This window comes from Bacillus chungangensis (genome assembly GCF_030812995.1).
Classification (GTDB): domain Bacteria; phylum Bacillota; class Bacilli; order Bacillales; family Bacillaceae_C; genus Bacillus_CF; species Bacillus_CF chungangensis.
In genome coordinates, this window is record NZ_JAUSTT010000024.1 from 1 (window position 1) to 26,035 (window position 26,035).

The following is a 26,035-nucleotide window of genomic DNA, read 5'->3' on the forward strand; positions in this document are numbered from 1 at the left end:
TTAGCAAATTAACACCTAAAAGTTATTGCTAATATGTACGATTCGTTGTATCGGAATTTACGCCCTCGGAGTGTTACACCAAACGAGAGTAGCTTGGGCAAAATCGGATACGTAGAACAGGGAAGCAAACAATTTCTTATAGAGTTTTATAAGGTTTTGGCAACGGTTTAAACGTGATACAAAAAGCCCTTGCACAAAAAATTGTTACAGAAGTACGAAAATTAATCGATGAAGATATTGTCATTATGAATATGGAAGGAACAATTATCGCAAGCTCAGATCCTTCACGAATAGACCATCTTCATGAAGGATCATTGCTAACAATGCAGAAGAAACAAACACTTATGATGACAAAATTAGATGAAAAAAAGCTAAAAGGTGTGAAAGCAGGCATCAATTTACCGATCTTTCTTCACCAGCATATTATTGGAGTCATTGGTATTACTGGCGACCCGAAAAAGGTTGCTCCTTATGGAGAGCTGTTAAAAAAAATGACAGAGCTCATGATTAAAGAAAGCTACTACATAGAAGAAAAGGAACGTCGGGCTCGAAATCTAGAATCTTTCGTTTTTGATTGGCTGGAGCTTCGGGAATGGGATGATTCCTTTATCCATCGTGCTGAGCTGTTAGGAATCGACACGAATGTACCCCGGCAAGCAGCTTTGCTAGCTGGACAAACAGATGGGCTTCATCCACTAATTCACCGATTCGATCTTCAACATTCAAGTGATGTGATCGTTCGTTGGGGCCATCATCGCTTTTTACTTTTACTAACAGCAACTGACAAAGGAAATATAGAACATAGAATCATAGAATGGAAAGAGAAAATCGAAAATCTCCTTCATACACCTGTTCGAATCGGGGTTGGCAGTATTGTCGCTCCCACTCATTTAAAGCAGTCATTACGGCAAGCAACCCGTGCTTTAAAGGCAGCTCAAAGCGAAACGGACATTGTGTTTGACGAAGAGCTTACGCTGGAAATGATTATTGACGATCTGCGAAAAGAGACAAAGCAGGAATTGATCAAGAGGACGATCAAGCCAATTTTGCAAGAAAAAGAATTGCTCGAAACACTTTCTGCCTTTTTCGCTCATAACCAGTCTTTGAAAGAAACTGCTAAGTCGCTGCATATTCATATTAATACGCTCCATTATCGTTTGAAAAAAATAAATGAACTAACAGCACTCCATCCACGGCAAACAAAAAGCCTCGTCATCCTCTATCTTAGTTTATTATTTTTAGATAAAGAACCAAAAGAAAGCTAACAATATGCTTAATCGTTGTACATTTATCCATAGAAATTCTTATCTATGCTTTTTATACTATAGATATGATTTCTATGTTCTCTTTCAAACATAGAAATCTTGTACTTTTGTAAGGCTGGATTAATCGCAAAAAAGAGGGGGAAATGGTTAACAAGGAAGAATGGGGGAACAAACATGAATTCTTCGTTTAAAGAAGCATTGATCACTATTGTCGGGAAGGAAAATGTTGATGACTCAACAGCTGGAAGATTAGTATACTCATATGATGCTACACCTGGATTTCAATCGATGCCAGATGCAGTCGTTTCACCGCGTAATACAAAGGAAGTAGCGGAAATAGTAATACTTTGCAACAAACATCAGATTCCACTCGTTCCTCGCGGTTCTGGAACAAATCTCTGTGCCGGAACTTGTCCAACACAAGGTGGGATTGTACTTCTATTCCATCATATGAATCGCATATTGGAATTAGATAAAGAAAATTTAACCGTTACTGTACAGCCTGGCGTCATTACGCTAGATGTAATGAAAACAGTGGAAGCACATGGATTATTTTACCCGCCTGACCCCAGCTCCATGACTATTTCAACAATAGGCGGCAATATTAATGAGAATTCTGGCGGACTCCGTGGGCTCAAGTATGGAGTAACACGTGATTACGTACTGGCCCTTGAGGTTGTGCTGCCAAACGGCGATATTATTCGCACCGGTGGGAAATTAGCAAAAGATGTCGCTGGCTATGATCTTACAAGGTTATTTGTTGGTTCTGAAGGTACGATTGGCATTATTACGGAAGCAACATTGAAATTAATTCCAAAGCCAGAAACAAAAAAGACGATGCTCGCATTATATCAAGATATGGAGGCTGCTGCCCGTTCTGTTTCAGCCATCATTGCCAATAAAATTATTCCCGCCACAGTCGAATTTCTTGATCAGCCGACATTACAGGCTGTCGAGGATTTCGCCAAGATCGGATTGCCGACTAATGTGAAAGCAATATTATTAATTGAACAAGATGGTCCCGCAGCCATCGTTGAACGAGACATGAACAGCATTGCGACCATTTGCAGAGAAGAGCAAGCTGAAGCTGTTGACATTGCTAAAAACGAACAAGAAGCACATGCTTTAACAACGGCGCGGCGCTCGGCTTTATCTGCACTCGCACGCCTTAAGCCGACAACGATTTTAGAAGATGCGACTGTACCTCGTTCCGAAATTGCTGCGATGGTAAAGGCAATCAATGAGATTGCTAAAAAGCATCAAATTACAATTTGTACATTTGGCCACGCTGGCGACGGCAATCTGCATCCTACCTGTCCAACAGATGCACGTGATGAAGACGAAATGAAACGTGTTGAAGCAGCATTCTCTGAAATTTTTGCCAAAGCAATTGAACTAGGCGGAACTATTACTGGCGAGCACGGTGTTGGGGAAATGAAAGCACCTTATCTCGAATGGAAGCTCGGTAAAGAAGGCATTGCCGCAATGAAAGCATTGAAGCAAAGCTTTGATCCGAATAATATTATGAACCCTGGCAAAATCTTTGCGAAAGACAGCAGGAAACGTGTGGTGGTCACAAGATGACAATGACAAAAGAACAAGCCGATATTCAACAAGCATTTACCGAAAGAATGGATGAAGAAGAATTGTTAAATTGCATGCGCTGCGGCTTCTGTTTGCCAGCATGTCCGACGTATATCGAGACAGGCTTCCAGGAAAAGCATTCTCCACGCGGCCGGATTGCTCTAATGAAGGCTGTTGCGGATGGTCTGATTGCCCCTGATGATGACGTCGAAGCGTCGTTGGATCTTTGTCTTGGCTGCCGCGCATGTGAACCAGTTTGTCCTGCTGGCGTAAATTACGGCCATTTGTTAGAGGAAGCAAGAGATATTTTTAAGCAGCATCGCAAGCAGAGCTTCCCTGTGAAACAAGTGAGAAAAACTGTCTTTGAAGGACTTTTTCCTCATCAAAAGCGAATCCGTGCAGCAACAGGCTTGCTCGGTTTTTATCAACGATCAGGGCTGCAAAAGGCGGCAAGAAAAATCGGCTTTATGAAACTGTTTCCAGATCATCTCGCTGGAATGGAAAGCGTACTTCCAAAAGTGCCTACAATGAAAAAAATGAAACAACGGCCTGCTTACTTGCCAGCAGATCATGAAAAAACAGCGAAAGCGGCCTTTTTTTCCGGCTGTCTTATGGATACGATGTTTTTAGAAACAAATGATGCAACATTAAAGCTATTGCAAATGGCCGGCTGCGAAATCGTTATTCCAACTGCACAAGGCTGCTGCGGTGCTTTGCATGGACATAGCGGCGAAAAGGAAAAAGCAAAAGAAATGGCGAAAAAAAATATTGAAGCATTTGAACAAACAAATGCAGACTATATCATTACAAATGCTGGAGGCTGTGGGGCATTCCTGATTCGCTACGATCATTTATTAAAGGATGAACTTGATTGGGCAGAAAGAGCAAAAAACTTTACTCGCAGACTAAAGGATATCACGCAAATATTATTGGAATTAAATTTTCATCAACGTATTCCTTTGCAATTGCCTACACAAATATTGACATATCAAGATTCATGCCACTTGCGAAATGTGATGCATACGTACACAGCACCAAGGACACTGCTGCAAGCAATTGAAGGAGCAACATATCAAGAAATGAGGGATGCAGATCGCTGCTGCGGCTCTGCTGGCATTTATAACATTGTGGAGCCAAGCATGTCGATGCAAATACTTGATCATAAAATGGCCAATGCCATTGCCACAGAAGCAACAACGATTGTCACCGCTAATCCCGGCTGTTTGCTGCAAATGAAGCTTGGTATTGAGCGCGAAGGCCTCAGTTCTAAAATACGTGCTGTCCACATTGTTGATGTCTTATTAGAAGCAGCATCGAAAGGCGGCAAGAAAGATACTCTTTTATAGCAAAAACAGGTTCCTATCGGTTAGGAGCCTGTTTTTTCGTCAAAATAATTTGGTTTGTCGCTATCCGTTGCAAACATATATTTCTTATAATGAAAGCGGACAGAAAAAACCAATCCTATTGCCATCATATAAGCCATTAGACCACTGCCGCCGTAGCTAACGAAAGGCAATTGTATTCCCGTAATTGGCATCAACTGAATCGTCATGCCAATATTTTGAAACGCCTGAAAAGATATCATCATCGCGACACCAGCACAAATATAAGAGTAAAAACTATTTTTCGTTTCCAAGCCTGTTTTTGTAATATGATAAATTAACATAAATAACAAGCCTATCACAATACTGGCGCCGACAAAGCCAAAATCCTCGCCGATAACGCTAAAAATAAAATCGGTATGGCTTTCTGGAATGTATACTTCGCCATTGCCGACCCCTTTTCCAGTCGTCTGTCCAGATCCAATCGCATTCAACGATTTCATAATGTGATAGCCCTCTTTCGGATAGCTTTCTGGATCTAGCCAAGAATAAATTCGTCCCAGTTGGTGGTCTGCTAAAAATTTTGCAGCGAAATCAGGATACCAGAGCACGATATACACCATAATTCCAGCAAAGCCTAAGCCGCCTCCAAAAAGAGGTGCGATTATTTTCCAATTAATACCTGACACAAATACAATCGCACAAAAAATGGCAACATACACGAGCGCTGTTCCTAAGTCCGGCTGTTTATAAATAATTGCAGCAGGAACCATCGTAATGACGCCAAGTTTTATGAGCAGCCAAAGATCTGTTTTCAATGTTTTCATTTTATATTGATGATGATGATCCGAAACAATTTTTGCCAGCAATACAATGAGGAAAACCTTTAAAACCTCTGAAGGTTGAAAAGTCCCCATCCCAGGAACCCTGTACCAGCTAATCGCCCCATTTATCTTAGGAGCAATCGACGGAGCAATCGACGCTATAAACGGCAAAGCAACTACTAATAAGACACCGAGTCCATAGAGAAACCAAGCAAGCTTCTTTAATTGCTCGGAATCAAATTGAATGACAATGAAAATGATCACGGTCCCTACCCCATACCAAAAAGCTTGTTGCATAGCGAAATTCTTATCATATTGTGGTGATTGCTGAGCACTATAGATGGCAATCAAACTAACGATTGCCAGCAGCATAAGCGATAACACTAATCCATAATCTATTCTTGAAGTAATTTTTTTCTGAGAAGTCATGTTTTTGCGTCTCCTCTATTTAAAATGTAGTGAAGCTTCCTTCACTGCTCGAAATTTGAGCAACACATATATACATCAATCCGTGGGAATGATGTAGAGCTTACATGCAGCTTTATTTGCTTTTTTCCTATCGCTGATCATGGAACATTACTAGAACCAGCAAAAAATTATGTAAGCAAACACATATTACCATTATACTGAAAGAAAACCATAAAACAAAGAACAATTCATTCGTCAGCAAAAATTGAATTTCCTCACGCATTACTCTACAATATACCTGAATAGGAGGCTAATAAAATGGAAAAAATAACATCCCTTGACATGTTTGAACAATGCATCTCGCTGCCTGAACCAGCGATTATGGTTTTTACTGCTGACTGGTGTCCAGACTGCAGGCGCATGGAAATGTTCATTGATGATATCATTGCAGAATACACGCAATATAAATGGTATGAAGTGGATCGAGATGCGTTTCCAACACTCGCTGAAACGTATGAAGTAATGGGAATTCCAAGCTTATTGCTCTTTCAAGATGGAGAGAAAATAGCTCATTTACATAGTGCAAATGCAAAAACACCACAACAAGTTCGTGACTTTTTGGCACAGCTTTAAAGTAAAAGACGACAGAAATAAAGCTCGGCATACGCCGAGTTTCTCCTTCTTTATCTAGCCTTCCCTATTTAACAAAAGTTCACAAGTGATATAGTCTTCTGTCATGCTAATCCAGGCTGTCTATTGGAAATGAAGTTCAGCATTGAACGAAATGCCTTAATGTGAAAGTACGTGCTATCTACATTGTCTATCTCTTTTTAGAAGGAGCATTGAAAGAAACACACGTTTATAGTAAAAAACAAGTTCCTATCGGTTAGGAGCCTGTTTTTTCGTCAAAATAGTCTGGTTTGTCGCTATCAGTAGCAAACATATATTTCTTATAATGAAAACGGACAGAAAACACCAATCCTATTGCCATCATATAAGCCATTAACCCACTGCCGCCGTAACTAATAAACGGCAATTGTATTCCAGTAATTGGCATTAACTGAATCGTCATGCCAATATTTTGAAACACTTGAAAAGAGATCATCATCGCGACGCCAGCGCAAATATAAGAGTAAAAACTATTTTTCGTTTCCAAACCTGTTTTTGTAATATGATAAATCAACATAAACAATAAACCGATCACAATACTCGCGCCGATAAAGCCAAAATCCTCGCCAATAACACTAAAAATAAAATCGGTATGGCTTTCTGGAATGTATACTTCGCCATTGCCGATCCCTTTTCCGGTCGTCTGTCCAGAACCGATCGCATTCAACGATTTTAAAATGTGATAGCCCTCTGTCGGATAGCTTTCTGGATCAAGCCAGGAATAAATTCGCCCAAGCTGATGGCTTGCTAATAACTTTTCAGCAAAATCAGGATACCAGAGCACGATATAAACCATTAATCCAGCAAACCCTAAGCCACCTCCGAAAAGAGGTACAATGATTTTCCAATTAATACCTGAAACAAATACAATCGCACAAAAAATGGCAACATATACAAGCGCTGTCCCCAAATCTGGCTGTTTAAAAATAATCGCAGCAGGAACCATCGTAATGGCGCCGAGTTTGATAAGCAGCCACAGGTCTGTTTTCAATGTTTTTATTTTATATTGATGATGATGATCAGAAACAATTTTCGCAAGCAATATAATGAGAAACACCTTTAAAACCTCTGAAGGCTGAAATGTCCCCAATCCAGGAACCTTGTACAACCTAATCGCGCCATTTAGTTCGGGAGCAATTGAACGCGGCATAAACGGCAAAGCAACTACTAGTAAGAAACCAAATCCATAGAGATGCCAAGCAAGCTTCTTTAATTGCTCGGAATCAAATTGAATGACAATGAAAATGATCACGGTCCCTACCCCGTACCAAAAAGCTTGTAGCATTGCGAAATTTCTATTATATTGTGGTGATTGCTGAGCACTGTAGATGGCAATCAAACTAACGATTGCCAGCAACATAAGCGATAATACTAATCCATAATCTATTCTTGAAGTAATTTTTTTCTGAGAAGTCATGATTTTGCGTCTCCTCTATTTATAGATGTGGGATAAAGCTCGGCAAGCGCCGAGTTTTTTCATCTTTAGCCTTTCTATTAACAAAACTTCACAAGTGATACATTCTTCTCTTTTATAAAAGACGAAAAACAACTCGTATTCGTTACAAGCTAATATTTACTAAAAAAGCCTCATAATGAATATGTAATAAACTTGCTTTTATCACTTTTTTAGCAGTCCGCTAATGAAAATGGATCTTCCCATTTTGCCAAATCAGTTTGGCATCAAAGACTTTTTCTCCTTTTTTAAAGCCTTTAATCGTATTAGTTTCACCTGTTTTTAACAGTTTTTTGATGTTTGCTTGGGTGATGTTCTTTCCAAGAATCTTTTTTGCAATCGTGAAGGAACAATTTGTTTTTGTATAATTGTCACAGCCATAAAGCTTGCCTTTATCAATGACATTACCTTCACATAACGGACATTTCCCTACTGCTTTCCCTTTTGAATAGGGTGAATTTTTTTTATTTTCCTCTTCAACATGCATGCCCGTAAAATCCCAAGTCGGAGCCATCTCCATTGCATTCTGCACAATTTTTGCCGTTAATTTTTTTGTTTGTTCCATAAATGCAGCTGGCACTGCTTTGCCTTCGCCAATTTCGGCAAGACGCTGCTCCCATTTTGCTGTCATTTCAGGAGATGCTAATATATTTTCTCCGATTGCTTCGATCAGCACCCTGCCTTTGTCTGTCGCATATACTTGGTTTTTCTTCACCTCAATATAACCGCGATCCTTCAGCATTGTAATAATACCAGCACGGGTTGCTTCTGTCCCTAACCCCTCTACTTTTTTCAACACTTTTTCTAATGCTTCATTGTCAAGATATTTTCCCGCCGTTTTCATTAATGTAATGAGCTGACCTTCCGTATATCTCTTTGGCGGCTGTGTTTTTCCTTCCTTCACCTTTACGTCACTAACGTTTCCCTGTTCTCCTTCTCGAACGATCGGCAACAGGACATCCTCTTCTTTCTCTTCTGGAAAAATGACTTTCCGCCAGCCTTCTTGTATAAGCTGCTTTCCTTTCGAAAGAAACATCGCACGTCCATCTACGACAGTCGTAATCGTTGTATAATCAAATATCGCTGCATCATAATGAGCCGCAATGAGCCGCTTAACAACAAGATCATAGATTTTCTTTTCGTCATTAGACAGCTTATTTGGATCTGTTACTTGTTCTGTTGGGATGATAGCATAATGCTCCTGTACTTTTTTGTCATCGACATAACGCTTATTGCTGCTAATTGTTTGCTTCGCTGTCGGAAAAAAAGGCTGATACGCTTCAAAGCTGCTTAACTTCTTTAAAACCCCAGGAAAGGTGGCTGCTTCTCCCTTCGTAACATAATTTGAATCAGAACGTGGATAGGAAACGATGCCTTTTTGGTATAGAGCTTGGAGGACATCCAATGTCTTTTTTGGTGAAAAGGCAAAAGCTTTATTTGCTGTCGCCTGTAGAGCAGATAGATTAAATAATAACGGCGGTTGATATACTTTACGCTCTGTATTAACCTCTTTCACCTCGGCAGGTTTTTGATCACAAAAGGCAGCAATCTTGTTTGCAATCTCTGGGTCTTTTAAGCGTGAATTTTTGTCCTTTTCCCACTGTCCTTCATACGTTTTTCCATTTATGTCGAAGGCGGCTAATACTTCCCAAAAGGGCTCTGAATGAAAATGTTCGATTTCGTTTTCACGTTTGACAATAAGCGCAAGTGTCGGCGTTTGTACACGTCCCGCTGAAAAAACGGCATTCATCCCTTTTTGTTTTAATAGAATACTATAGACTCTTGATGCATTCATGCCAACAAGCCAATCTGCACAAGCGCGTGTATAAGCTTCATAATATTTCTGTCTCGTCTCAGATTCATCTAATAAATGTTGAAATCCTTCATAAATCGCTTTTTTTGTAAGTGACGAAATCCACAGCCGCTTCATCGGTTTCCGAACACCGCTAAGATGAATCACATTTCGAATGATTAATTCACCTTCGCGGCCTGCATCGCCCGCATGAATAATCTCTGTCACTTCACGGCTTTTCAGCAAGCGCTTGACGATATGAAATTGCTTTGCAGTCGCTTTTGAAACTTCATATTGAAAACGATCTGGAATCATTGGCAATACAGCTAACGACCACTTTTTCCAGGCTGCATCATAATAAGCCGGCTCACATAGCTGCGCTAAATGCCCAATCGCCCACGTACAATAAGCGCCGTTCGGAAACAATTCATTTGCGTCCACTTCAAGATAACCGTCTCTTTTTCTATTAGTAAACTGAGAAACAAAAGCTAGACCTTGGTCCGGCTTTTCAGCAATAATCAATTTCATGTTGCTAGCTCCTTGGTCAATATATTCCTAGTCTAAATGCGAGATTTTTTTAACATAGTTCACTTTTGGCTTCCTTTATCATATCATAGGAATATTAAAGACAGAGGGCTTCCTGTTCTCCGTCTTTTGTGATAATTACATTGTTATAAGGAATTAGGGCTTCTTGAAATGAAATATGAACAACCCTTATTGCACTTTAACTGACACTGCAAAATAATCATGTTATTTAATACTTTCAATGGTCAACTTGCAATCGATTATTGCTGTTGGCATTTAAATCCTTACTTATTATGTAAATAATTTAGATATTACTAGAAAAATAATGATAATAGGCCCCATCGCAAGAACGCTTATCCCTAAATATACAGCTGCCATTTTTGGGGTAATAGATTTATTTTTTATATACAAAAACAAAGTATAAAATGTGAAAGGCATCATGAGGATCACAGCAGAAAGCAATCCTGGAACATATTTTCTAAATAGAAAAAATTGTCCCAAATGAGTCAAACTATTAATAAACAATAAACTGTTGCAAAGGATCATTAAATGAAATGTTATATTGCTTTGTTTTCGATACGCGAAGAAGATAATGACAGCTCCCGCTAATGTGAGTAAAATCATCGCAAACGCTAACGTTTCAAATCGATAAAAATTTTTTATGAATGCAAACTTCCTGTCATTTGTAAAGGTCTTAACCCAATCTTCTAATAACCATAATTCTTCTAGATTATGAATCGCAAAAATAATCGGAAGCAGCCAAAGAATTTTATAAGGACTCAAACTTTTCATATGGTCACCCTTTGCTTCGCTGTTTGGCATTTTTTTCAAAATGAGCATTCCCTTCTAAATAATAAAAGTGAAAAAATCTAATCTATTTTTTATCGCAGTCAATTATTATGAATTGTTTATATAACATTTTTTAGCGAAATATGTTTGTCTAAAGTAACAGTAACCAATGCTCCTCCTTTGGATACGAAACTAGTATTTTTGGACGTAGTCCACTTTTTTCCAAAATAGAATAGTTATGTACAACATATTTATAGGCGGATTCTTCCTCCTGATTACCAATTGTTATATTTAGTCATAATATGACATCCATCAGTGAAGGTCCTTAATCCCTCACTAACGTAACATCCTCGATAAAGAAAATCATTTTTTACGTGCAAAGCTAATTCAAGAAGCTTTCTTATCCTGTCGGTCCGAAACAATCGGATATTTACTTTCAGTTATTCCCCACTTAACGCTTCTGTTTCCTCTAACCCCCTGGTTTTGGGGTCTTGACTTTCCAGTTAAATGTAGAAAAAAAGACAGATGTGTATCATCTCTGTCTTTTTTATGTTTGCATCGCTTTAGAGACCCCAAATTGTTAGATTTCAGTTGAGGAAATAACCTATATCCGACATAAAGCAAGGGATGTCATTGATAGTACTTAGTTTTTTTTATTTCATCTAAGCCCATTTCATTGATTCATACGATAAAAATCAAGAATATCCTTTAGAGATGTCTCAAATGGAATAACTGGTTTCCAGCCTAATTCTATAAGTTTTAAAGTCTTGATTTCAACCAGCTGTTCTATCTCATTCTTTACTTTTGTTTGTATCTTAAAATCAACAGCTGTTAAAGCCTTAAAACCGTCGATGATTTCTTTTAACGAACGGCTCTTTCCTGAAGCAATCTCATATATTTCTCCAGATTCTCCCTTTGTCAAAAGAATTTCATAAGCACATAAAGCATCTCTGACATCGAGAAAATCACGCTGGGAATGGAGGTTGTTAACTTTAAGCATTTTTTCCCCTTCATTTATTTCCATGTCAACGATTTTTTTTGCAAAAATTGAACAAACTCCATTTGAGAATCCAGGTCCTATTAAATTGGATGGTTTGGCAATCACAATATCCATATTATATAAAACTTCCCAAGATTTCGCGATTAAAACTTGAAGCGTTTTGCTTAAACTATAAGGATGAAGAAGAGTAGACATGTCTTCTGGATAAAATTGGAGTGCTGAACCAACAACGACTATTTTACATGAGGGATTTTCATAACGAATCTCATCGATTAAATATGCTGTTGACATCACATTTGCTTCTAATGATGAAATAGGGTCAAGCCAAGATTGTGCAACGTTATTTTGCCCTGCTAAATGGAGAAGATATTGAGGTTTTATTTTTTTAACTAGACTTTTCACTTGGTTTTTATTTGCAAGGTCGCAAAATTCAATTTGAATATCGTTATTTACATCTATTTTTTTTCTTGAAACAGCAGCAACATTAAATCCTGCCTTCAAAAAATGGTTGCATGCATGCTTACCTGTAAATCCACTCGCTCCTGTAATTAACATTTTCGGGTGTTCGTTCAATTCATTTCACATCCATTTCACTCACATCTCTTGATCAGTCCGAAGTGGGATTTCTTTTATGATCGATTTTTATGACGAAGAAAAATTGATCTGATCTTATTTTTAAAGCTGCAAACCAATTCAAACATCAATATAGGACTCTAGCAATATCATGTAATTACTATGAAAAAAATTATTTCATAGCTTTTGCCAGCAGCGAATGCAATTTTCTTTTAGTGGACACTTAGATGATGATGAAAAACAAATAATCAAATGTGAACAATTTTTTCTAAAATAATGGGTTATGGTATAAGATGGCTAGGTTGCTTAGAATAAAGCAGATACTTTTTAGTTTCATTTAATCACCTAATTGAACCCCTCCTAATGAGAAGCTAGGAGAAAATAAAGCTGCTATTACGGTACATATAAGATACTGTTCAATTCCAATAAGAGCTGAACATCCGAGAAACGAAAAATAATTCGTGGGGAACCGATTCCTCAAATAAAAGAGATTAAATCGATTATATTTGTATACACAGCTCCCCACCTTGAATGACATCTAATCTAAAAAATGACCTTCAATAAGCATTTGCTTGATTTCCGCTTTTGTCATTAAAATATCATGAGAACTATAGCTTTTTGTTTTAATAGGCTTGCAGTTAGAATAAGATTGCCTTAATCCTGGAATGTCTACCGTAGGAAGCACAATAAAATAGTCTTTATTGTATACGACCGTATGAGCGATTTCATTGTCGGAAATAAGTACTTCATGGAGTTTTTCTCCTGGTCTAGATCCGCATTCGACAATGCTGACATCTTTTCCATTCTCTTCGATTAAAACTTCAGCCAAATCGATAATTCTGCATGCGGGTGAGTTCATGACAAAGATTTCTCCACCTTTACCATCATTTGCCGCTTTTAATAATAGTTTCATTGTATGCTGCGGATTTAAGAAAAAACGAGTCATTCTTTTATCGGTAATGTTAATCTGATTCTTCTCTTTTATTTGTTTCATAAATAAATGAAGTACACTTCCACTTGTCCCTAGGACATTCCCACCTCTTACACAAATAAATTTCGTATCTGAATTTATTTGATTAGCGTGAACCATCAGCCTTTCACCAAGCGCTTTTGTCATACCGTAGAAATTTGCCGGATCTGCTGCTTTATCAGTTGATACATTAATTACTTTTTTCACACCATTTTCTATTGCAGCTTCAATCACGTTTTGGGTGCCTGTGACGTTTGTTTTCAACGCCTCAAGAGGTTGTATTTCACAAACGGGAACATGTTTTAGCGCAGCTAAATGAAATACATAGTCTACATCTTTAAGAGCTGTGATCAATGATTCTTTTTCTCGAATATCCCCAATACAAAAACTTAACCTAGGGTCATCTATATCTCTTCTCATCTGTACTTGACTATTTTCATTTCTGGAAAAAACGATGATTTTTTTAGGGTTGAGGGATAATAATTGATGTATAAGTTCATATCCCCATGAACCTGTACCGCCAGTAACTAAAATAACAGCATTATTAAGCATATACTTTGCCTCCTAAAATCTAAACACTTATGGTAACTTCATCCAGCATGGCTTGCCAATAATGATGATTACCTTCCCATTTATCTTCATTTGGCAGTTCAACGGCGCAAACTCTCTCTAAAGGCCAATCTTTTTCGATCATGCCGCCGACATTCGTATGATTGACAAGAAGAATGCGAAAATCGTTTTTTACTAATGATGATAAAATCGATTCAAGTTCTAAAATATCTTCAAAAGTACCTTCTGTTCTAACGAAAAGCACGCGCTTGCTGGTGTTCATTTTTTCCAAAAATCGACGAATACGTCTGTCATATTTTTCCTTTACTTCAGGATAAGTAGCTAAATGAGTAAGTGTATTCCTATCTGCTGGAAAATCGTGATTAGAAACCATATGATAAGCATCATCCGATACACAAATATTGTCATCCGCATATCCAATGATTCTTAAATTGGGCAAATCCATAAAGCCGACAAATCGATTCCGCAAAAGACGATTGACATCTGACAAAGCCGGAGATGCTATCCAGTCCAGCACCCCTGAAAAAGGCCTTAAATTATTCTTTTTAAGCTGAATCGATGCTAAACAAAGATCCCCTAAACTAAAAATTGCATCATAATTGCCTTTTATATCTTCCAAGCTCATTTTTAAGCCTCCCTTGCACGATGTAGTCTCCTAAGTGCATTTTCTATAAACAATCAATCGACGATTTTCGCTAAAGTTTTTTAGATATCACTTTTCTTCTCATTTGTTATCATCAGTCACAAGCAGGGATAAAGTGAAACTTCCATCAGTGAAGATTTTCTCTTATCCCCCACTGATAAGGAGTAGAACAAAGGCTAAGATCTCAGGCGTCCTCGAAAAGGAAACCGCTTTTCTTCGTGCGATGTATCGCTGCCGAAGCTTTCCTTGTCCTGTTGCAACGCTTTTGTGACCGACATCTTCGAAAAAGAAGAGCACTTTTTCTTCGTGCGATACTGATTCAAGAAGCTTTCCTTATCCTGTCGGCCCGAACCAATAGGACATTTGACTTGCAGTTATCCCCCACCTAGTGCTTCTGATTCCCTCTTACTCCCCGAGGTGGGGGTCTTGACTCGCCAATTAGATGTGGGATAAATAACTCTACTCCTTTTTAGTTGTTACCATATTAAATGCATAGAAATTTAAAATGATAGGGCAAAAAACTACTATTTTTAAAAATAGTCATTTGCACAAGGCTATTATGATAGTGAAAAACAAAATAAGATAATGAATCATAAAAGAAGCTAATGGAAAATGCTTTCAGTGATTTCACATTAGCTTCTTTTATAATAGTGAAACAATATTGCCATTTTTAATAAGTGATTCACGAAAGAAATGGGTGATTCCGTGAGTAAGTATACGTTTCTTTCAATCCTTTAAACATTTTGACTTGCGGCTCCCATTCCAGCAATTCTTGTGCTTTCTTATTATGGAGGCAACTGTGTTTAATATCACCGGCCCTTGCTTCGGTATTGATAGAATGAATGTTGGAACCATGAATTTGTGTCAACATTTTTAATAAATGATTTACCGATGTTCTCTGTGCCGTACTTACTTGAATAATTTCCTGATGTCCTCCTTCCACAGCAGCTAAATTTGCTCGGACGACATCCTTCACAAATATAAAATCACGTGTTTGCTCACCATTGCCGTGGATACTTACAGGCATTCCTTTATTCATTCTGTCTAAAAAGACTGCAATTACTCCCCCTTCTCCTTTGGCTGATTGTCTCGGGCCATAGACGTTGGCATAACGAAGAATGGTATAGGATAATCCGTAAAGCCTACCAAATAAACGGATATAAGACTCTGCTGTCAATTTAGATAAACCATAATAAGAAATAGGTACTGGCAAGTCTTCTTCCGTTACCATATCTTTTTGTATATTTCCATATACCGCAGAAGTAGAAGCAAAAATTATTTTTTGGACAGAAGCCTGTTGGCAAGCCTCCAATATATTAATAGTTCCGTTAATATTTACATCTGCATCATATTTTGGATCGAGGATAGACTTTCCCACATCGGCCTGAGCAGCTAAATGAAATACGACATCAGGCTTTTCCCGTAAAATCATTTCCTTTGTATCATTGCTGCATATATCAAGGTGATGAATAACAGCGAGCCGATGTATATTGTGTATATTGCCGGAAATCATGTTATCCAATACATGTACGTCAGCACCTTTCAAAATAAGTTCTTCGACGAGATGAGAGCCAATAAAGCCAGCTCCTCCAGTTACAACAGCCTTCATCATCATTCTCCTCTTATACGTTTTTTAGTATCGTATGTTGGATAAATGAAATTGGCACAAAACAACTTCCTAGTATAATAAGAAATAGATTTGTTCTAGTAAACTCGGTGTCTTGACTTTCTCAGTTAAATGTAGGGAAAAAAACTCGCTGATTGTTTTCAGCGAGTTAATGTTGGAAATAATTTATTATAAAATTTAGCTTGCATCGGTTTAAATATCCTCGTTATAGTCGGGTCTGGAAGGACATATTTTTCAGATATTGAGGTTTTTATTTTATCCCAAACCTGATGATCAACAAATACTTCTCTTGTTGATGAAGTAGAAAACAAAGTGTCATAAGATCTACTGCTCATTCGTTTAAAAATATGAGCAGCAGCGGGGTTAGGGACGACATAATCCTTAGGTACAGATGCTTTAATTCGTTCCCAGACCTGATCATCGACAAATACTTCTTGCATTGATGAAGTCGAAAACAATGATTTATAGTTTTCACTGCTCATTGGTTTAAAGATACGAGTGCTGACTGGATTGGGAAGGACATAATTCTTTGGAACTGAAACTTTAATTTTCTCCCAAACTTGATCATCGACAAAAACTTTTTGCGTTGATGATATGGAAAATAATGAGTCATAGTGTTCACTGCTCATTGGTTTAAAGATACGAGTGGAGACAGGATTGGGAAGAACATATTCCTTTGGAACAGAAGCTATAATTCGTTTCCAAACTTGATGATCAACAAATACTTTTTGGGTTGATGAAATAGAAAACAGTGAATCGTAGCATTCGCTGCTCATCGGTTTAAAAATTTCAATGCTGACAGGATTAGGAATTGCATAGTTTTCAGGTACTGAAGTTTGAATTCGTTCCCAAACCTGGTTATCAACAAATACTTCAGAAATTGTTGTTGGAAGCAATGGCAAAGAATCATTAATAGTACTATCCTTGAGTGATTCAAAACTTTTTTTATGATTGTGAGATTCTAACGAATGTTTATATTTGGTTGATTCTATCGTATTTTTTTGAATCGCACCATCACGAGAATGCTCTTGTTTTCGTTTCCAATTCAGAAGCTTATTCCACCACCGCGCTCCAAGCCAAAAATCTTTAAAGAATGTTTTCAGTCGAGACATTCTCATCGTCCTTTCTCTTATTTGCAATAGCACTTTGATAAAGCTCTATTAAATGATTAACTGCTTTGTCTATAGACCAATAAGTCATACCCCATTTTTTGGCGTTGGAACCAAGTTTCTTTCTGTATTTTTCATTTTTTAGTAGTTGTTCTAAATGATCGCATAATGCCTGTTCATCTCCAGCAGGTGATATTAACCCTGTTACTTCATGCTCCACTATCTCAGGCAGTCCCCCTGCATCACTTACAATCACTGGCAATCCAGCAATTTGCGCTTCTATAACTGATAAAGGCTGATTATCTAAAAGACTTGGAAGCACAAAAATATCCGCTAGAGACAATAAATAAGGTATATCTCCACGCTTGCCAAAAAATAACACATTCTCATCTAAACCTAATACTTTACTTTGCACTCGCAGCTCTCCTTGCTTGTCGCCAGTTCCAACAATCCAACAAACCCAGTCATCGCGAATTTCTTTTAATTTGCCAAGCGCAGCGATTAAATGATGAACCCCTTTGAGCTCAACTAGCCGCCCCGTAAAAATAATGACTTTCTTGTTAGCTGGGCGTCGAATCGAAGATTTCTCCTTTAACTTTTTTAAAAAAGACTTTGTGTCAAATCCATAGTGCAGCACTTTGATCTGTTCATCGGGAACGCTAAACTCATTTGTTAATATATTTTTCAACCAATTATTCGCTACTATTGTTACTTCTGCAGCCGTAGCTCCAGCACGTTCCAGCTCATCATAATATACTTTTGCCATATTTGAAGTAGGGGATTGATGAATGGTTGTTAACTGATGCCTTATCTCATGAGCTACACAACCATGCAGTGTAGCAACTAATGGAATCCTTTCGGGTTTAATTCGTTCCATACATGCAGTTGAGATAACATCTTGTGTATGAATGACATCATATTTTTCTAATCCTAAATATGCCACACTTAACTCATAAACATAACGTTGAATTTCTGTGTACTGCACCAATGCGTTTGCATGCATTGCTGGATAAGTTTGTTCAGTTAATTTTGCGTTCAGTAAAGGCAGCAACTTATCTTTCGTTATTTTTCGATCCTCATTTACAATATGAACATAATTATTATCGTCACCGTACCCGAGTAAATCGACTTCATGACCTAGCTCTTCAAGCTTTTTACCTAGTTGCTGCATATAATTCCATACTCCGCCTACATGTGGAATAGACCAGTACGTAGCAAGTAGTATTTTCATAAAAATACATCCTCCTTATTAATGTCATTACCCTAGAATATTTAAAAGACTTACTTATGGTGTAGGCTCTTATCTTGATTCTTCATATAATAATTTTAATTGAGCGATCTAGATTAGAAGGTTTTGACTATCCTCCCTTAATTAGTCGTAAATTATTTTTCGATAAGACGAAACGATACATTTTCCACGAAATATACTTTTATAAAAACGACTTAATCTAAATACAAAACTCGAGCAGCTTCAAAAATTCTTTTTTTGAAACTGCTCGAGTTCTTTTTGAGAATATGATTTTTTTCTATTATACGATAGCCAAATCTAGTATTTTATCACTTGAATGCAAGTATTTAATAGTCAAACTCAATACTTTATTAGCTAATAGACTTCATTTTGTTTTTTAATATATTTGAATTATTCACGAGTTTTAACAGCTTCTTCCTCCTTCTTTTGCAATACGGATTCCAAATATTTTTTGTTGTGTAGTATACTTGAATGATTTGGATGATAGCGTCGTGCTTTTTCATTATGTTTGTACGCTTTTTCATGTTGTCCCAGCTGATCATAACAAACACATAATTGCAAGTGAGGCAGCCATGTAGAAAAGCTTAAGTTTTGAAAACCTAAGTTATCTTTTGATACTTCAATTTGAGTGGCTAATCTATACCAAAATACAGCTGCGTTTAATGCTCGTTGTTGTAAAAAATAATACCCTAACCTACAGCAAAATTCTGGGCGCGGATGATCATATTGAAAAGAGCGTAAGATTGCGTTTAATTGGTTCTTACATTCTCCTAATTCAGCGTAACAATCCGCTAGTTTTCCGCAGGCAGCAATATTATCTTCTATCCATCCTTTTTCAGTTGAAAGAAATCTTTCATAAAAATCCTTGGCACGTTCATACATTAGATGATCTTTTAATTCATTGGCAAAATAATATAAATCACGAGGAGAAAATTCGACTCCATCAGCTAATTGTTTTTCATAAATAAGTAAATTACGATTTGCATCATGCCGATGTCTTTTATGAGTAACAGCAACATCGCTATTTAATATATTTCCACCTACTTCTAAATACTCATGCACTGCTCCAATCCATTTAAATTGCTTCGTTCTTTTTACAAGTCGATTACGTTTTAAACTTGTTGTAACATTGCCATATTCGTCAAATGAGAGGTGATAATCCATTGTCACCGAGTCAATTGAAAGATCAAGATTTTTCTTTAATATTTTTAATTTTTCTTGATCAGGAGCTAAAAACACATCATCGGCGTCCAGCCATAAAATGAAATCTTTCGTTGCTTGTTGAAAAGAATAATTTCTTGCTTTCGAAAAATCATCCACCCATTCAAAATCGAAAATACGGTCGGTATACTTAGAGACTATTTTTTTCGTTTGATCTGTTGATCCAGTATCAACGATGTTGATTTCATCCACTATATTTTTTACAGATTCTAAACAACGGCCAATCGTTGTTTCTTCATTTTTTACAATCATACATAAACTTATCGTTACCATACGTACCACCTCCATTGACTATCTATATGCCTGTGAAACCTGTCTGTTGATAACATTTCTGATAAAACAAAGATTGTATACAAATTTCTAATATATTCTTATTCAAAAGCAATTATTCAAACACTTTCTTTACAACGAATTAGCCGAACATTAAAAAGCTGCCCCCAAGTCATCTAATAACTGATTTTGGGACAGCCTTATTACTGGTTAGCTAAGTCTTATTAAGCGAATGGATGCATTAACGATTGTAGCGCCATCTGCGGTTGTATTAAGAGTATGATCCGATGCTCCTACATTACGAAGAGTGAGTGTTGCTTCATCTGGTATGGTTAAAATAGCAGACCCGACAAGATTGTAGCTATCGCCTACTGCACCAATTTGGCCATACGTTGTAAAAGCTTGCACTCCACCATTTAAAGTGATAGCAAAAGCTGCATCAATATTTAATAATGCAAATTGTGGTGCAATTTCATAGATAACCAAATAGTCGGCTCCATTTGCTACATTTATTGTAGAAGGAGCTGTAAATGAAACTCCTCCAGCTATTGGGCCAGTCGAATTAAATGTTACATCGGTTCCAGCAACCACTGTTTGTGCTCCAGTGTTAAATACATAAGCAAATTCACTAGAGACTGTACCAGTTGCACCCGTTGGACCAGTTGGACCGGTGTCACCTGTTGCTCCGGTTGGACCAGTATCGCCGGTCGCTCCGGTTGGACCAGTGTCTCCTGTTGCTCCGGTTGGACCAGTATCGCCGGTCGCTCCGGTTGGACCGGTGTCTCCTGTTGCTCCGGTTGGACCGGTGTCACCTGTTGCTCCAGTTGGACCAGTGTCTCCAGTCGCTCCGGTTGGGCCGGTATCGCCGGTTGCTCCGGTTGGGCCAGTGTCGCCGGTCGCGCCAGTTGGACCAGTATCGCCGGTTGCTCCGGTTGGACCAGTGTCTCCAGTCGCTCCAGTTGGACCGGTATCGCCGGTTGCTCCGGTTGGACCGGTGTCTCCTGTTGCTCCAGTTGGACCAGTGTCTCCAGTCGCTCCGGTTGGGCCGGTATCGCCAGTTGCTCCGGTTGGGCCAGTGTCGCCGGTCGCGCCAGTTGGACCAGTATCGCCGGTTGCTCCGGTTGGACCAGTGTCACCTGTTGCTCCAGTTGGACCGGGATCGCCGGTTGCTCCGGTTGGACCGGTATCGCCGGTTGCTCCGGTTGGACCAGTGTCTCCAGTCGCTCCGGTTGGACCGGTGTCTCCAGTCGCTCCGGTTGGACCAGTGTCTCCTGTTGCTCCGGTTGGACCAGTATCGCCGGTCGCTCCGGTTGGACCGGTGTCTCCTGTGGCTCCGGTTGGACCGGTGTCTCCTGTGGCTCCAGTTGGACCAGTGTCTCCAGTCGCTCCGGTTGGACCAGTGTCTCCTGTTGCTCCGGTTGGACCAGTATCGCCGGTCGCTCCGGTTGGACCTGTGTCTCCAGTCGCTCCAGTTGGACCGGTATCTCCCGTGGCTCCAGTTGGACCGGTGTCTCCTGTGGCTCCAGTTGGACCGGTATCTCCTGTGGCTCCAGTTGGACCGGTATCGCCGGTCGCTCCGGTTGGACCAGTAGCTCCGGTTGCTCCGGTTGGACCAGTAGCTCCCGTTGCTCCGGTTGGGCCAGTGTCGCCGGTCCCGCCAGTTGGACCAGTAGCTCCAGTCGCGCCAGTTGGACCGGTGTCTCCTGTGGCTCCGGTTGGACCGGTATCTCCTGTGGCTCCAGTTGGACCGGTATCGCCGGTTGCTCCGGTTGGACCGGTGTCGCCCGTCGCTCCGGTTGCACCAGTGTCGCCGGGCGCGCCAGTTGGACCAGTAGCTCCGGTCGCGCCAGTTGGACCGGTGTCTCCTGTGGCTCCGGTTGGACCGGTATCGCCGGTTGCTCCGGTTGGACCAGTAGCTCCGGTTGCTCCAGTTGGGCCAGTAGCTCCGGTCGCGCCAGTTGGGCCGGTGTCTCCTGTTGCTCCGGTTGGGCCAGTGTCGCCGGTCGCGCCAGTTGGACCAGTAGCTCCGGTCGCGCCAGTTGGACCGGTGTCTCCTGTTGCTCCGGTTGCACCAGTGTCTCCTGTTGCTCCGGTTGGACCGGTATCGCCTGTCGCTCCGGTTGCTCCAGTATCGCCTGTCGCTCCGGTTGCTCCAGTTGCACCAGTAGCTCCGGTTGCTCCAGTTGGACCGGTGTCTCCTGTTGCTCCTGTCGCGCCGGTTGCTCCAGTAGCTCCGGTCGCGCCGGTTGCAGATAATAATGCTACATCATCTACTAAAATCGGTGCCCCTCCTACTTGTGACAGGTTATTAATTAAAATAAATGCTTGTGTCGTACCCGGTGGAGCAGGAGTTGTAGTTTGATAGACTTCAAGCCATGTGCTATTTAATACATTTGGTATTCGACTTGCTGGTATATCAGTTAAGAGTCCGGTGCCAAGGAAATTAAACATACTATCAAAAAAAGATACTTGCAAGAAGACTGGACTAGCCGGTGCGTCCCCTTCTTTAGCTAAAGAAACAAGAAACTCCAATCCCTCTCCTGCATTAGCTGGAACAAATTGAGCAATAAAAGAGAGAACGGGACCTCCTGGGAATCTTGCCGAAAAAAAGCCTGAATGCGAAAATTGGCTGGTAATCGTAGTATTACTAAAAATCCAAGGAGATAGAGTTCCTGTTTCGAAACTTCCATTAGTCACTAAATTCTGAATGGTCATTCTTGTCAATTCCCTCCAATACAAATGAATTCCTTCAAAAATGAAATTCTCAATATACTATGTCTTCTGAGTTCAAAAGGACACAACGTTTTCATTATTTTAGAGAGAACTGATTTATTATTTCAGGACTTCTTCTTTTTTAGCCTAATGTACCACTTCTTATTAAAATAATATTCTAATTTATAAAAATATAATTAGGTATCTTTATTCGCTTTAAGTTAATTCTCCAAGATTTTTATTAAATTTAAGTGATTTACTTTTCTTTTCTTCTAATAAATAAAAACCAATTTCAAAAAAAATTATATTTTGTACATATCTTTTCACTGTCTGACAAAACTTGTTAGCTATCATACAGTCCCTTAAAAATGAAAAGAAGCCCTCAATAGGACTCCTGATCTCTTTCTATTTCTTTAAAACCGTCAACGAGCAGTTCTAAAGCGCCTGTTGTTGGATCCATAATAAAACCGTGCACTGGAATATCAGGTGGAAGCAACGGATGATTACGAATAATCTTAATACTATGAAGAACCCCTTCTTCTACACTTTCAAAGCCTCTTAAAAATCGCTCCATCCGAATTCCTGAATTCTCTAGAGTTGTGAGCACCGTTTCGTCAATCCCACGTTCTCTAATTTTGCCAACCATTCCCTCCGTGTCAAGCTTTGTCATCCCACATCCATGGTGGCCAACGACAAACACCTCTTGAGCACCCATTTCATAAATTGCAACAAGAATACTACGCATTGCACTTCCAAATGGCTGTGTAAGAATGGCTCCCGCATTTTTGATTATTTTTGCATCACCATTGCGTAGATTCATTGCTTTAGGCAGCAATTCAACTAAACGGGTGTCCATACAAGTAAGGATCGCCATTTTCTTATCGGGATATTTATTCGTTAAATATGCCTCATAATCCTTGTTCTCAACAAATTTCTTATTATGAGCCAAAATCTCTGAAATACTTGTCATGATACTTCCCTCCATGCTATTCTTTACAGATTCAACTAATCCATGCCTTATCTTGACACGCTTAGCTGTCCTATCCTATTAATGAAGAAAGACACACATTGCTCATACCATTCTATTAAAAGTTTTCTCGCATCTCTCTATAACAGAAACTCAATTAAAAACGGAACTTTTCTCCGAAAAACACTCTTTCTTGTTGATGTCTTCAGAAGCTTGCCTTGTCCTCTTCTAATTTTAGAAGTAAGATATGATTCAGTAAGAGATGCGAAAAAATCTCACCTCCTGTTTACTCCCAACTCTACTATCCTCTATAAAGATGGGGGGCTTACTGCCAGTTAAATGGTGAGATAAAAGTAGAAAGAGAAGACTAAGTAAACCCCATGATAAGGGAGCTGTCTTCTCTTGAGCATTATTATAACAAAAATACTATCATTTTTGGAAGTCATAAATTATAATCGTTTTTTGTTCCTTTAGTGCTTCACCATAATAAAAACCGTTTCCGAAACTTCATGTGCAGATGCATCCATGATTTTCTCTAAGTTAAAAGCAATCGCTTGCATCTCCTCAAGGTTTTCTGCAAAAAAAATCGGCGCACCCCCTCCTACTTTTTCCTTTTGCGTCGTAATCATTGCTAAAATGTATCCAGTTACTTCCATATTCAGTGACCCTCCATTTGGCTAACTACGCTTTTTCTCCTTACTTGGCAATCGGATTGCACTATCTAAAATAGGAACATCCCTTAAAGATAGCATAATCTGTTCTATATCTTTTTCCTGTGGAAGCAACAGCAGTCCAATAGAGCCATTATTCATATCACGCTTCGAAATGGGAACCAACGTTGGCTCTCCAGAATCACGATAAACCCCTAGCACATTCGAGACATGATGAAGCATTGCCTGCCGTTGGCCAAGATAGGATAAGGTTACGATACTATCGTCATTTTTCGGCTTTACGACGATGCCTATCCCCTTTTCCATGATAATCTTCTTATCATTTTCTAACCCAACATTCATTAAATGAATGCCATCTACAAAGAGGTTGGGACCCTTGAAATGCAGCTCTCCTACTTTAAAATCAGCAATATGCTGCAGCGTCTTACCCGCCATCTTTACTTTATCTATGATTAAAAGTACAATCCCTACTGGTATAGCCCACATAAAATGAAACAGACTCGCCGCTAAAGTCGTGGCCATTGCCGTAAACATGACAAGATAGTTGCGTCCTTCAAAAGCTTGAGCCATCCCTTCTATAAAAGGTCCTCCTCTTGGAACAAGTTCCATTTCATCGAGCTTTTCCAGCGTTTGTCGCTCCATATTTCGCACTTCTCGAAATTGAGTAGAGGCGAGCCCTAAAAACGTAACAGCAGTCCAATCCGATTCTAAAAAAGATGGAACTGCAACGGCACCAATAAAGGACGCAATAAAACCAAAAGATAGATTAATCGTTCTTCCTTGCGGATAAGATGGATATTGACGTGAATCGGTTCGCATCATTACGATTCTCGCAATAAATCCAAAAGCTATTCCAATTGTCGTAGATAGCAAATATTTTTCCATCTCGCTCTCCTTTTTTGCGATATTTATTTTTTATCCGTCCTTTTCGTTAATAGTTATTCTTTCCGATTACTTATTGGTTATGCGAAAATCCCTTGTAAATAATTCCTTTAGGTATTGACCAGCCTTATCATTTTTTAACAAAGCATACAAAATTCTTTCCTTTGCTAGTAATTTAAAGGAAACATTCGTACAATAGAGGCTAGAAGTCGATTAATGTACAACTGTATCGATCAGCGGTACGAGTTAGTACTTTTACCACAAAAACATCAATTGTTTATTATTTAGCAGCTGTGAGACAAGATACATAGAATGAAACTTCGAAAGATGAGGTCGAAAAAATGAATGATATGTGGGAGCCGTATATGAAAGTAATTCATGGAGCAGGGCTTGGAGATATCGAAGAATGGGTAAAACTAGATATTAGCATGACACAAATGAAAGTACTCATGTTATTAAATAAAGAAAAAGAAATGAAAGTAAGTGATGTCGCTGAAGCATTACATACATCCTTGTCAAATATGACTGGCATTTTAGATCGTTTAGAAGGGATGCAATTCGTTGAACGCTTTCCTTCTCCAATCGACCGCCGCTCTGTACTAGTACGATTAACAGACAAAGCAAACCAGATTTTTATTAATTTGCTGGCATCTGGCCATGAAAAACTCCAACAAGCAGCAGCAACACTAACAGAAGAGGAAAAAACGATTGTCAAAGACGGATTGAGACTGCTTGCAAATGCCTTAGATAAGACGAAAAAAGTGTGAGAACGATGCTCTCACACTTTTTTTATTTGGTTAATAATGAATCATGAGGACGACAAACTTTAGTTATACCTTATGATGTTTAAGAAATTACAATAAATGTTCTCTTGACTTCTTCTTTTATATCATCATACAATTAATTCATATAAAATGAATTATTAACTTAAAGTTAACTA

General features: G+C 39.0%; 20 protein-coding genes. 5 read left to right on the top strand and 15 right to left on the bottom strand.

Annotated features, from left to right (window positions below; translation table 11 throughout):
* Positions 1-173: 173 nt before the first annotated feature.
* The 3 genes from J2S08_RS17085 to J2S08_RS17095 all read left to right on the top strand — a co-directional run bounded on the left by J2S08_RS17085 (position 174) and on the right by J2S08_RS17095 (position 4,195).
* Positions 174-1,265 (top strand): CdaR family transcriptional regulator, encoded by a 1,092-nt coding sequence (locus J2S08_RS17085; protein WP_307231661.1) that lies wholly within the window; start codon positions 174-176, stop codon positions 1,263-1,265.
* A 174-nt stretch (positions 1,266-1,439) separates the two neighbouring features.
* A complete protein-coding gene (glcD, locus tag J2S08_RS17090) occupies positions 1,440-2,849 on the top strand; it encodes a glycolate oxidase subunit GlcD (protein ID WP_307231663.1) in 1,410 nt (469 codons plus the stop codon).
* Positions 2,846-4,195 carry a (Fe-S)-binding protein gene (locus J2S08_RS17095; RefSeq protein ID WP_307231665.1) on the top strand — a complete coding sequence of 450 codons (1,350 nt, stop codon included), beginning with the start codon at positions 2,846-2,848 and terminating at the stop codon, positions 4,193-4,195. The genes glcD and J2S08_RS17095 overlap by 4 nt, the downstream gene beginning before the upstream one ends.
* A gap of 20 nt (positions 4,196-4,215) precedes the next feature.
* Here J2S08_RS17095 and J2S08_RS17100 read toward each other — a convergent pair whose 3' ends face one another.
* Positions 4,216-5,424: an FtsW/RodA/SpoVE family cell cycle protein gene (locus J2S08_RS17100; RefSeq protein WP_307231667.1), complete on the bottom strand. Its 1,209-nt coding sequence runs from the start codon at positions 5,422-5,424 to the stop codon at positions 4,216-4,218.
* Positions 5,425-5,721: 297 nt separating this feature from the next.
* Here J2S08_RS17100 and J2S08_RS17105 point away from each other — a divergent pair, with 297 nt between their 5' ends.
* Positions 5,722-6,036, top strand: coding sequence for a thioredoxin family protein (locus tag J2S08_RS17105; protein ID WP_307231668.1), 315 nt, complete (start codon positions 5,722-5,724; stop codon positions 6,034-6,036).
* Positions 6,037-6,289: 253 nt separating this feature from the next.
* Here the strand turns inward: J2S08_RS17105 and J2S08_RS17110 are convergent, their stop codons facing one another.
* The 14 genes from J2S08_RS17110 to J2S08_RS17175 form a co-directional block, all read right to left on the bottom strand.
* The gene (locus J2S08_RS17110; RefSeq protein ID WP_307231670.1) at positions 6,290-7,489 is read right to left on the bottom strand and encodes an FtsW/RodA/SpoVE family cell cycle protein; all 1,200 of its coding nucleotides are present in this window, start codon (positions 7,487-7,489) and stop codon (positions 6,290-6,292) included.
* Positions 7,490-7,709: 220 nt separating this feature from the next.
* Entirely contained in the window at positions 7,710-9,845 is a 2,136-nt protein-coding gene (locus tag J2S08_RS17115) for a DNA topoisomerase III (protein WP_307231672.1), read from the bottom strand.
* Positions 9,846-10,133: 288 nt separating this feature from the next.
* A complete protein-coding gene (locus J2S08_RS17120; RefSeq protein WP_307231779.1) occupies positions 10,134-10,664 on the bottom strand; it encodes an HXXEE domain-containing protein in 531 nt (176 codons plus the stop codon).
* Positions 10,665-11,304: 640 nt separating this feature from the next.
* The gene (locus J2S08_RS17125) at positions 11,305-12,204 is read right to left on the bottom strand and encodes an NAD-dependent epimerase/dehydratase family protein (protein ID WP_307231675.1); all 900 of its coding nucleotides are present in this window, start codon (positions 12,202-12,204) and stop codon (positions 11,305-11,307) included.
* Positions 12,205-12,742: 538 nt separating this feature from the next.
* Positions 12,743-13,726: a polysaccharide biosynthesis protein gene (locus J2S08_RS17130; RefSeq protein ID WP_307231677.1), complete on the bottom strand. Its 984-nt coding sequence runs from the start codon at positions 13,724-13,726 to the stop codon at positions 12,743-12,745.
* A gap of 19 nt (positions 13,727-13,745) precedes the next feature.
* Entirely contained in the window at positions 13,746-14,369 is a 624-nt protein-coding gene (locus J2S08_RS17135; RefSeq protein ID WP_307231679.1) for a DUF1796 family putative cysteine peptidase, read from the bottom strand.
* A 700-nt stretch (positions 14,370-15,069) separates the two neighbouring features.
* Positions 15,070-15,996: an NAD-dependent epimerase/dehydratase family protein gene (locus J2S08_RS17140; protein WP_307231681.1), complete on the bottom strand. Its 927-nt coding sequence runs from the start codon at positions 15,994-15,996 to the stop codon at positions 15,070-15,072.
* 158 nt (positions 15,997-16,154) lie between these two features.
* Positions 16,155-17,132, bottom strand: a complete 978-nt coding sequence (locus J2S08_RS17145) for a hypothetical protein (RefSeq protein WP_307231683.1) — start codon at positions 17,130-17,132, stop codon at positions 16,155-16,157.
* On the bottom strand, positions 17,101-18,354 hold the full coding sequence (locus J2S08_RS17150; protein WP_307231686.1) for a glycosyltransferase family 4 protein: 1,254 nt from the start codon (positions 18,352-18,354) through the stop codon (positions 17,101-17,103). The genes J2S08_RS17145 and J2S08_RS17150 overlap by 32 nt, the downstream gene beginning before the upstream one ends.
* Positions 18,355-18,762: 408 nt before the next feature.
* Positions 18,763-19,866 (bottom strand): tetratricopeptide repeat-containing glycosyltransferase family 2 protein, encoded by a 1,104-nt coding sequence (locus J2S08_RS17155; RefSeq protein ID WP_307231687.1) that lies wholly within the window; start codon positions 19,864-19,866, stop codon positions 18,763-18,765.
* A 207-nt stretch (positions 19,867-20,073) separates the two neighbouring features.
* On the bottom strand, positions 20,074-22,578 hold the full coding sequence (locus J2S08_RS22775; protein WP_307231689.1) for an NTTRR-F1 domain: 2,505 nt from the start codon (positions 22,576-22,578) through the stop codon (positions 20,074-20,076).
* Between the two features lie 379 nt (positions 22,579-22,957).
* On the bottom strand, positions 22,958-23,545 hold the full coding sequence (locus J2S08_RS17165; RefSeq protein WP_307231692.1) for a beta-class carbonic anhydrase: 588 nt from the start codon (positions 23,543-23,545) through the stop codon (positions 22,958-22,960).
* A 467-nt stretch (positions 23,546-24,012) separates the two neighbouring features.
* Entirely contained in the window at positions 24,013-24,198 is a 186-nt protein-coding gene (locus tag J2S08_RS17170) for a capping complex subunit for YIEGIA (RefSeq protein WP_307231695.1), read from the bottom strand.
* A gap of 21 nt (positions 24,199-24,219) precedes the next feature.
* Complete coding sequence (locus J2S08_RS17175; RefSeq protein WP_307231697.1) at positions 24,220-25,098, bottom strand: YIEGIA family protein; 879 nt, start codon at positions 25,096-25,098, stop codon at positions 24,220-24,222.
* A gap of 338 nt (positions 25,099-25,436) precedes the next feature.
* Between J2S08_RS17175 and J2S08_RS17180 the strand changes: the two genes are divergently transcribed.
* Positions 25,437-25,862 (top strand): MarR family transcriptional regulator, encoded by a 426-nt coding sequence (locus J2S08_RS17180; RefSeq protein ID WP_307231699.1) that lies wholly within the window; start codon positions 25,437-25,439, stop codon positions 25,860-25,862.
* Positions 25,863-26,035 lie beyond the last annotated feature (173 nt).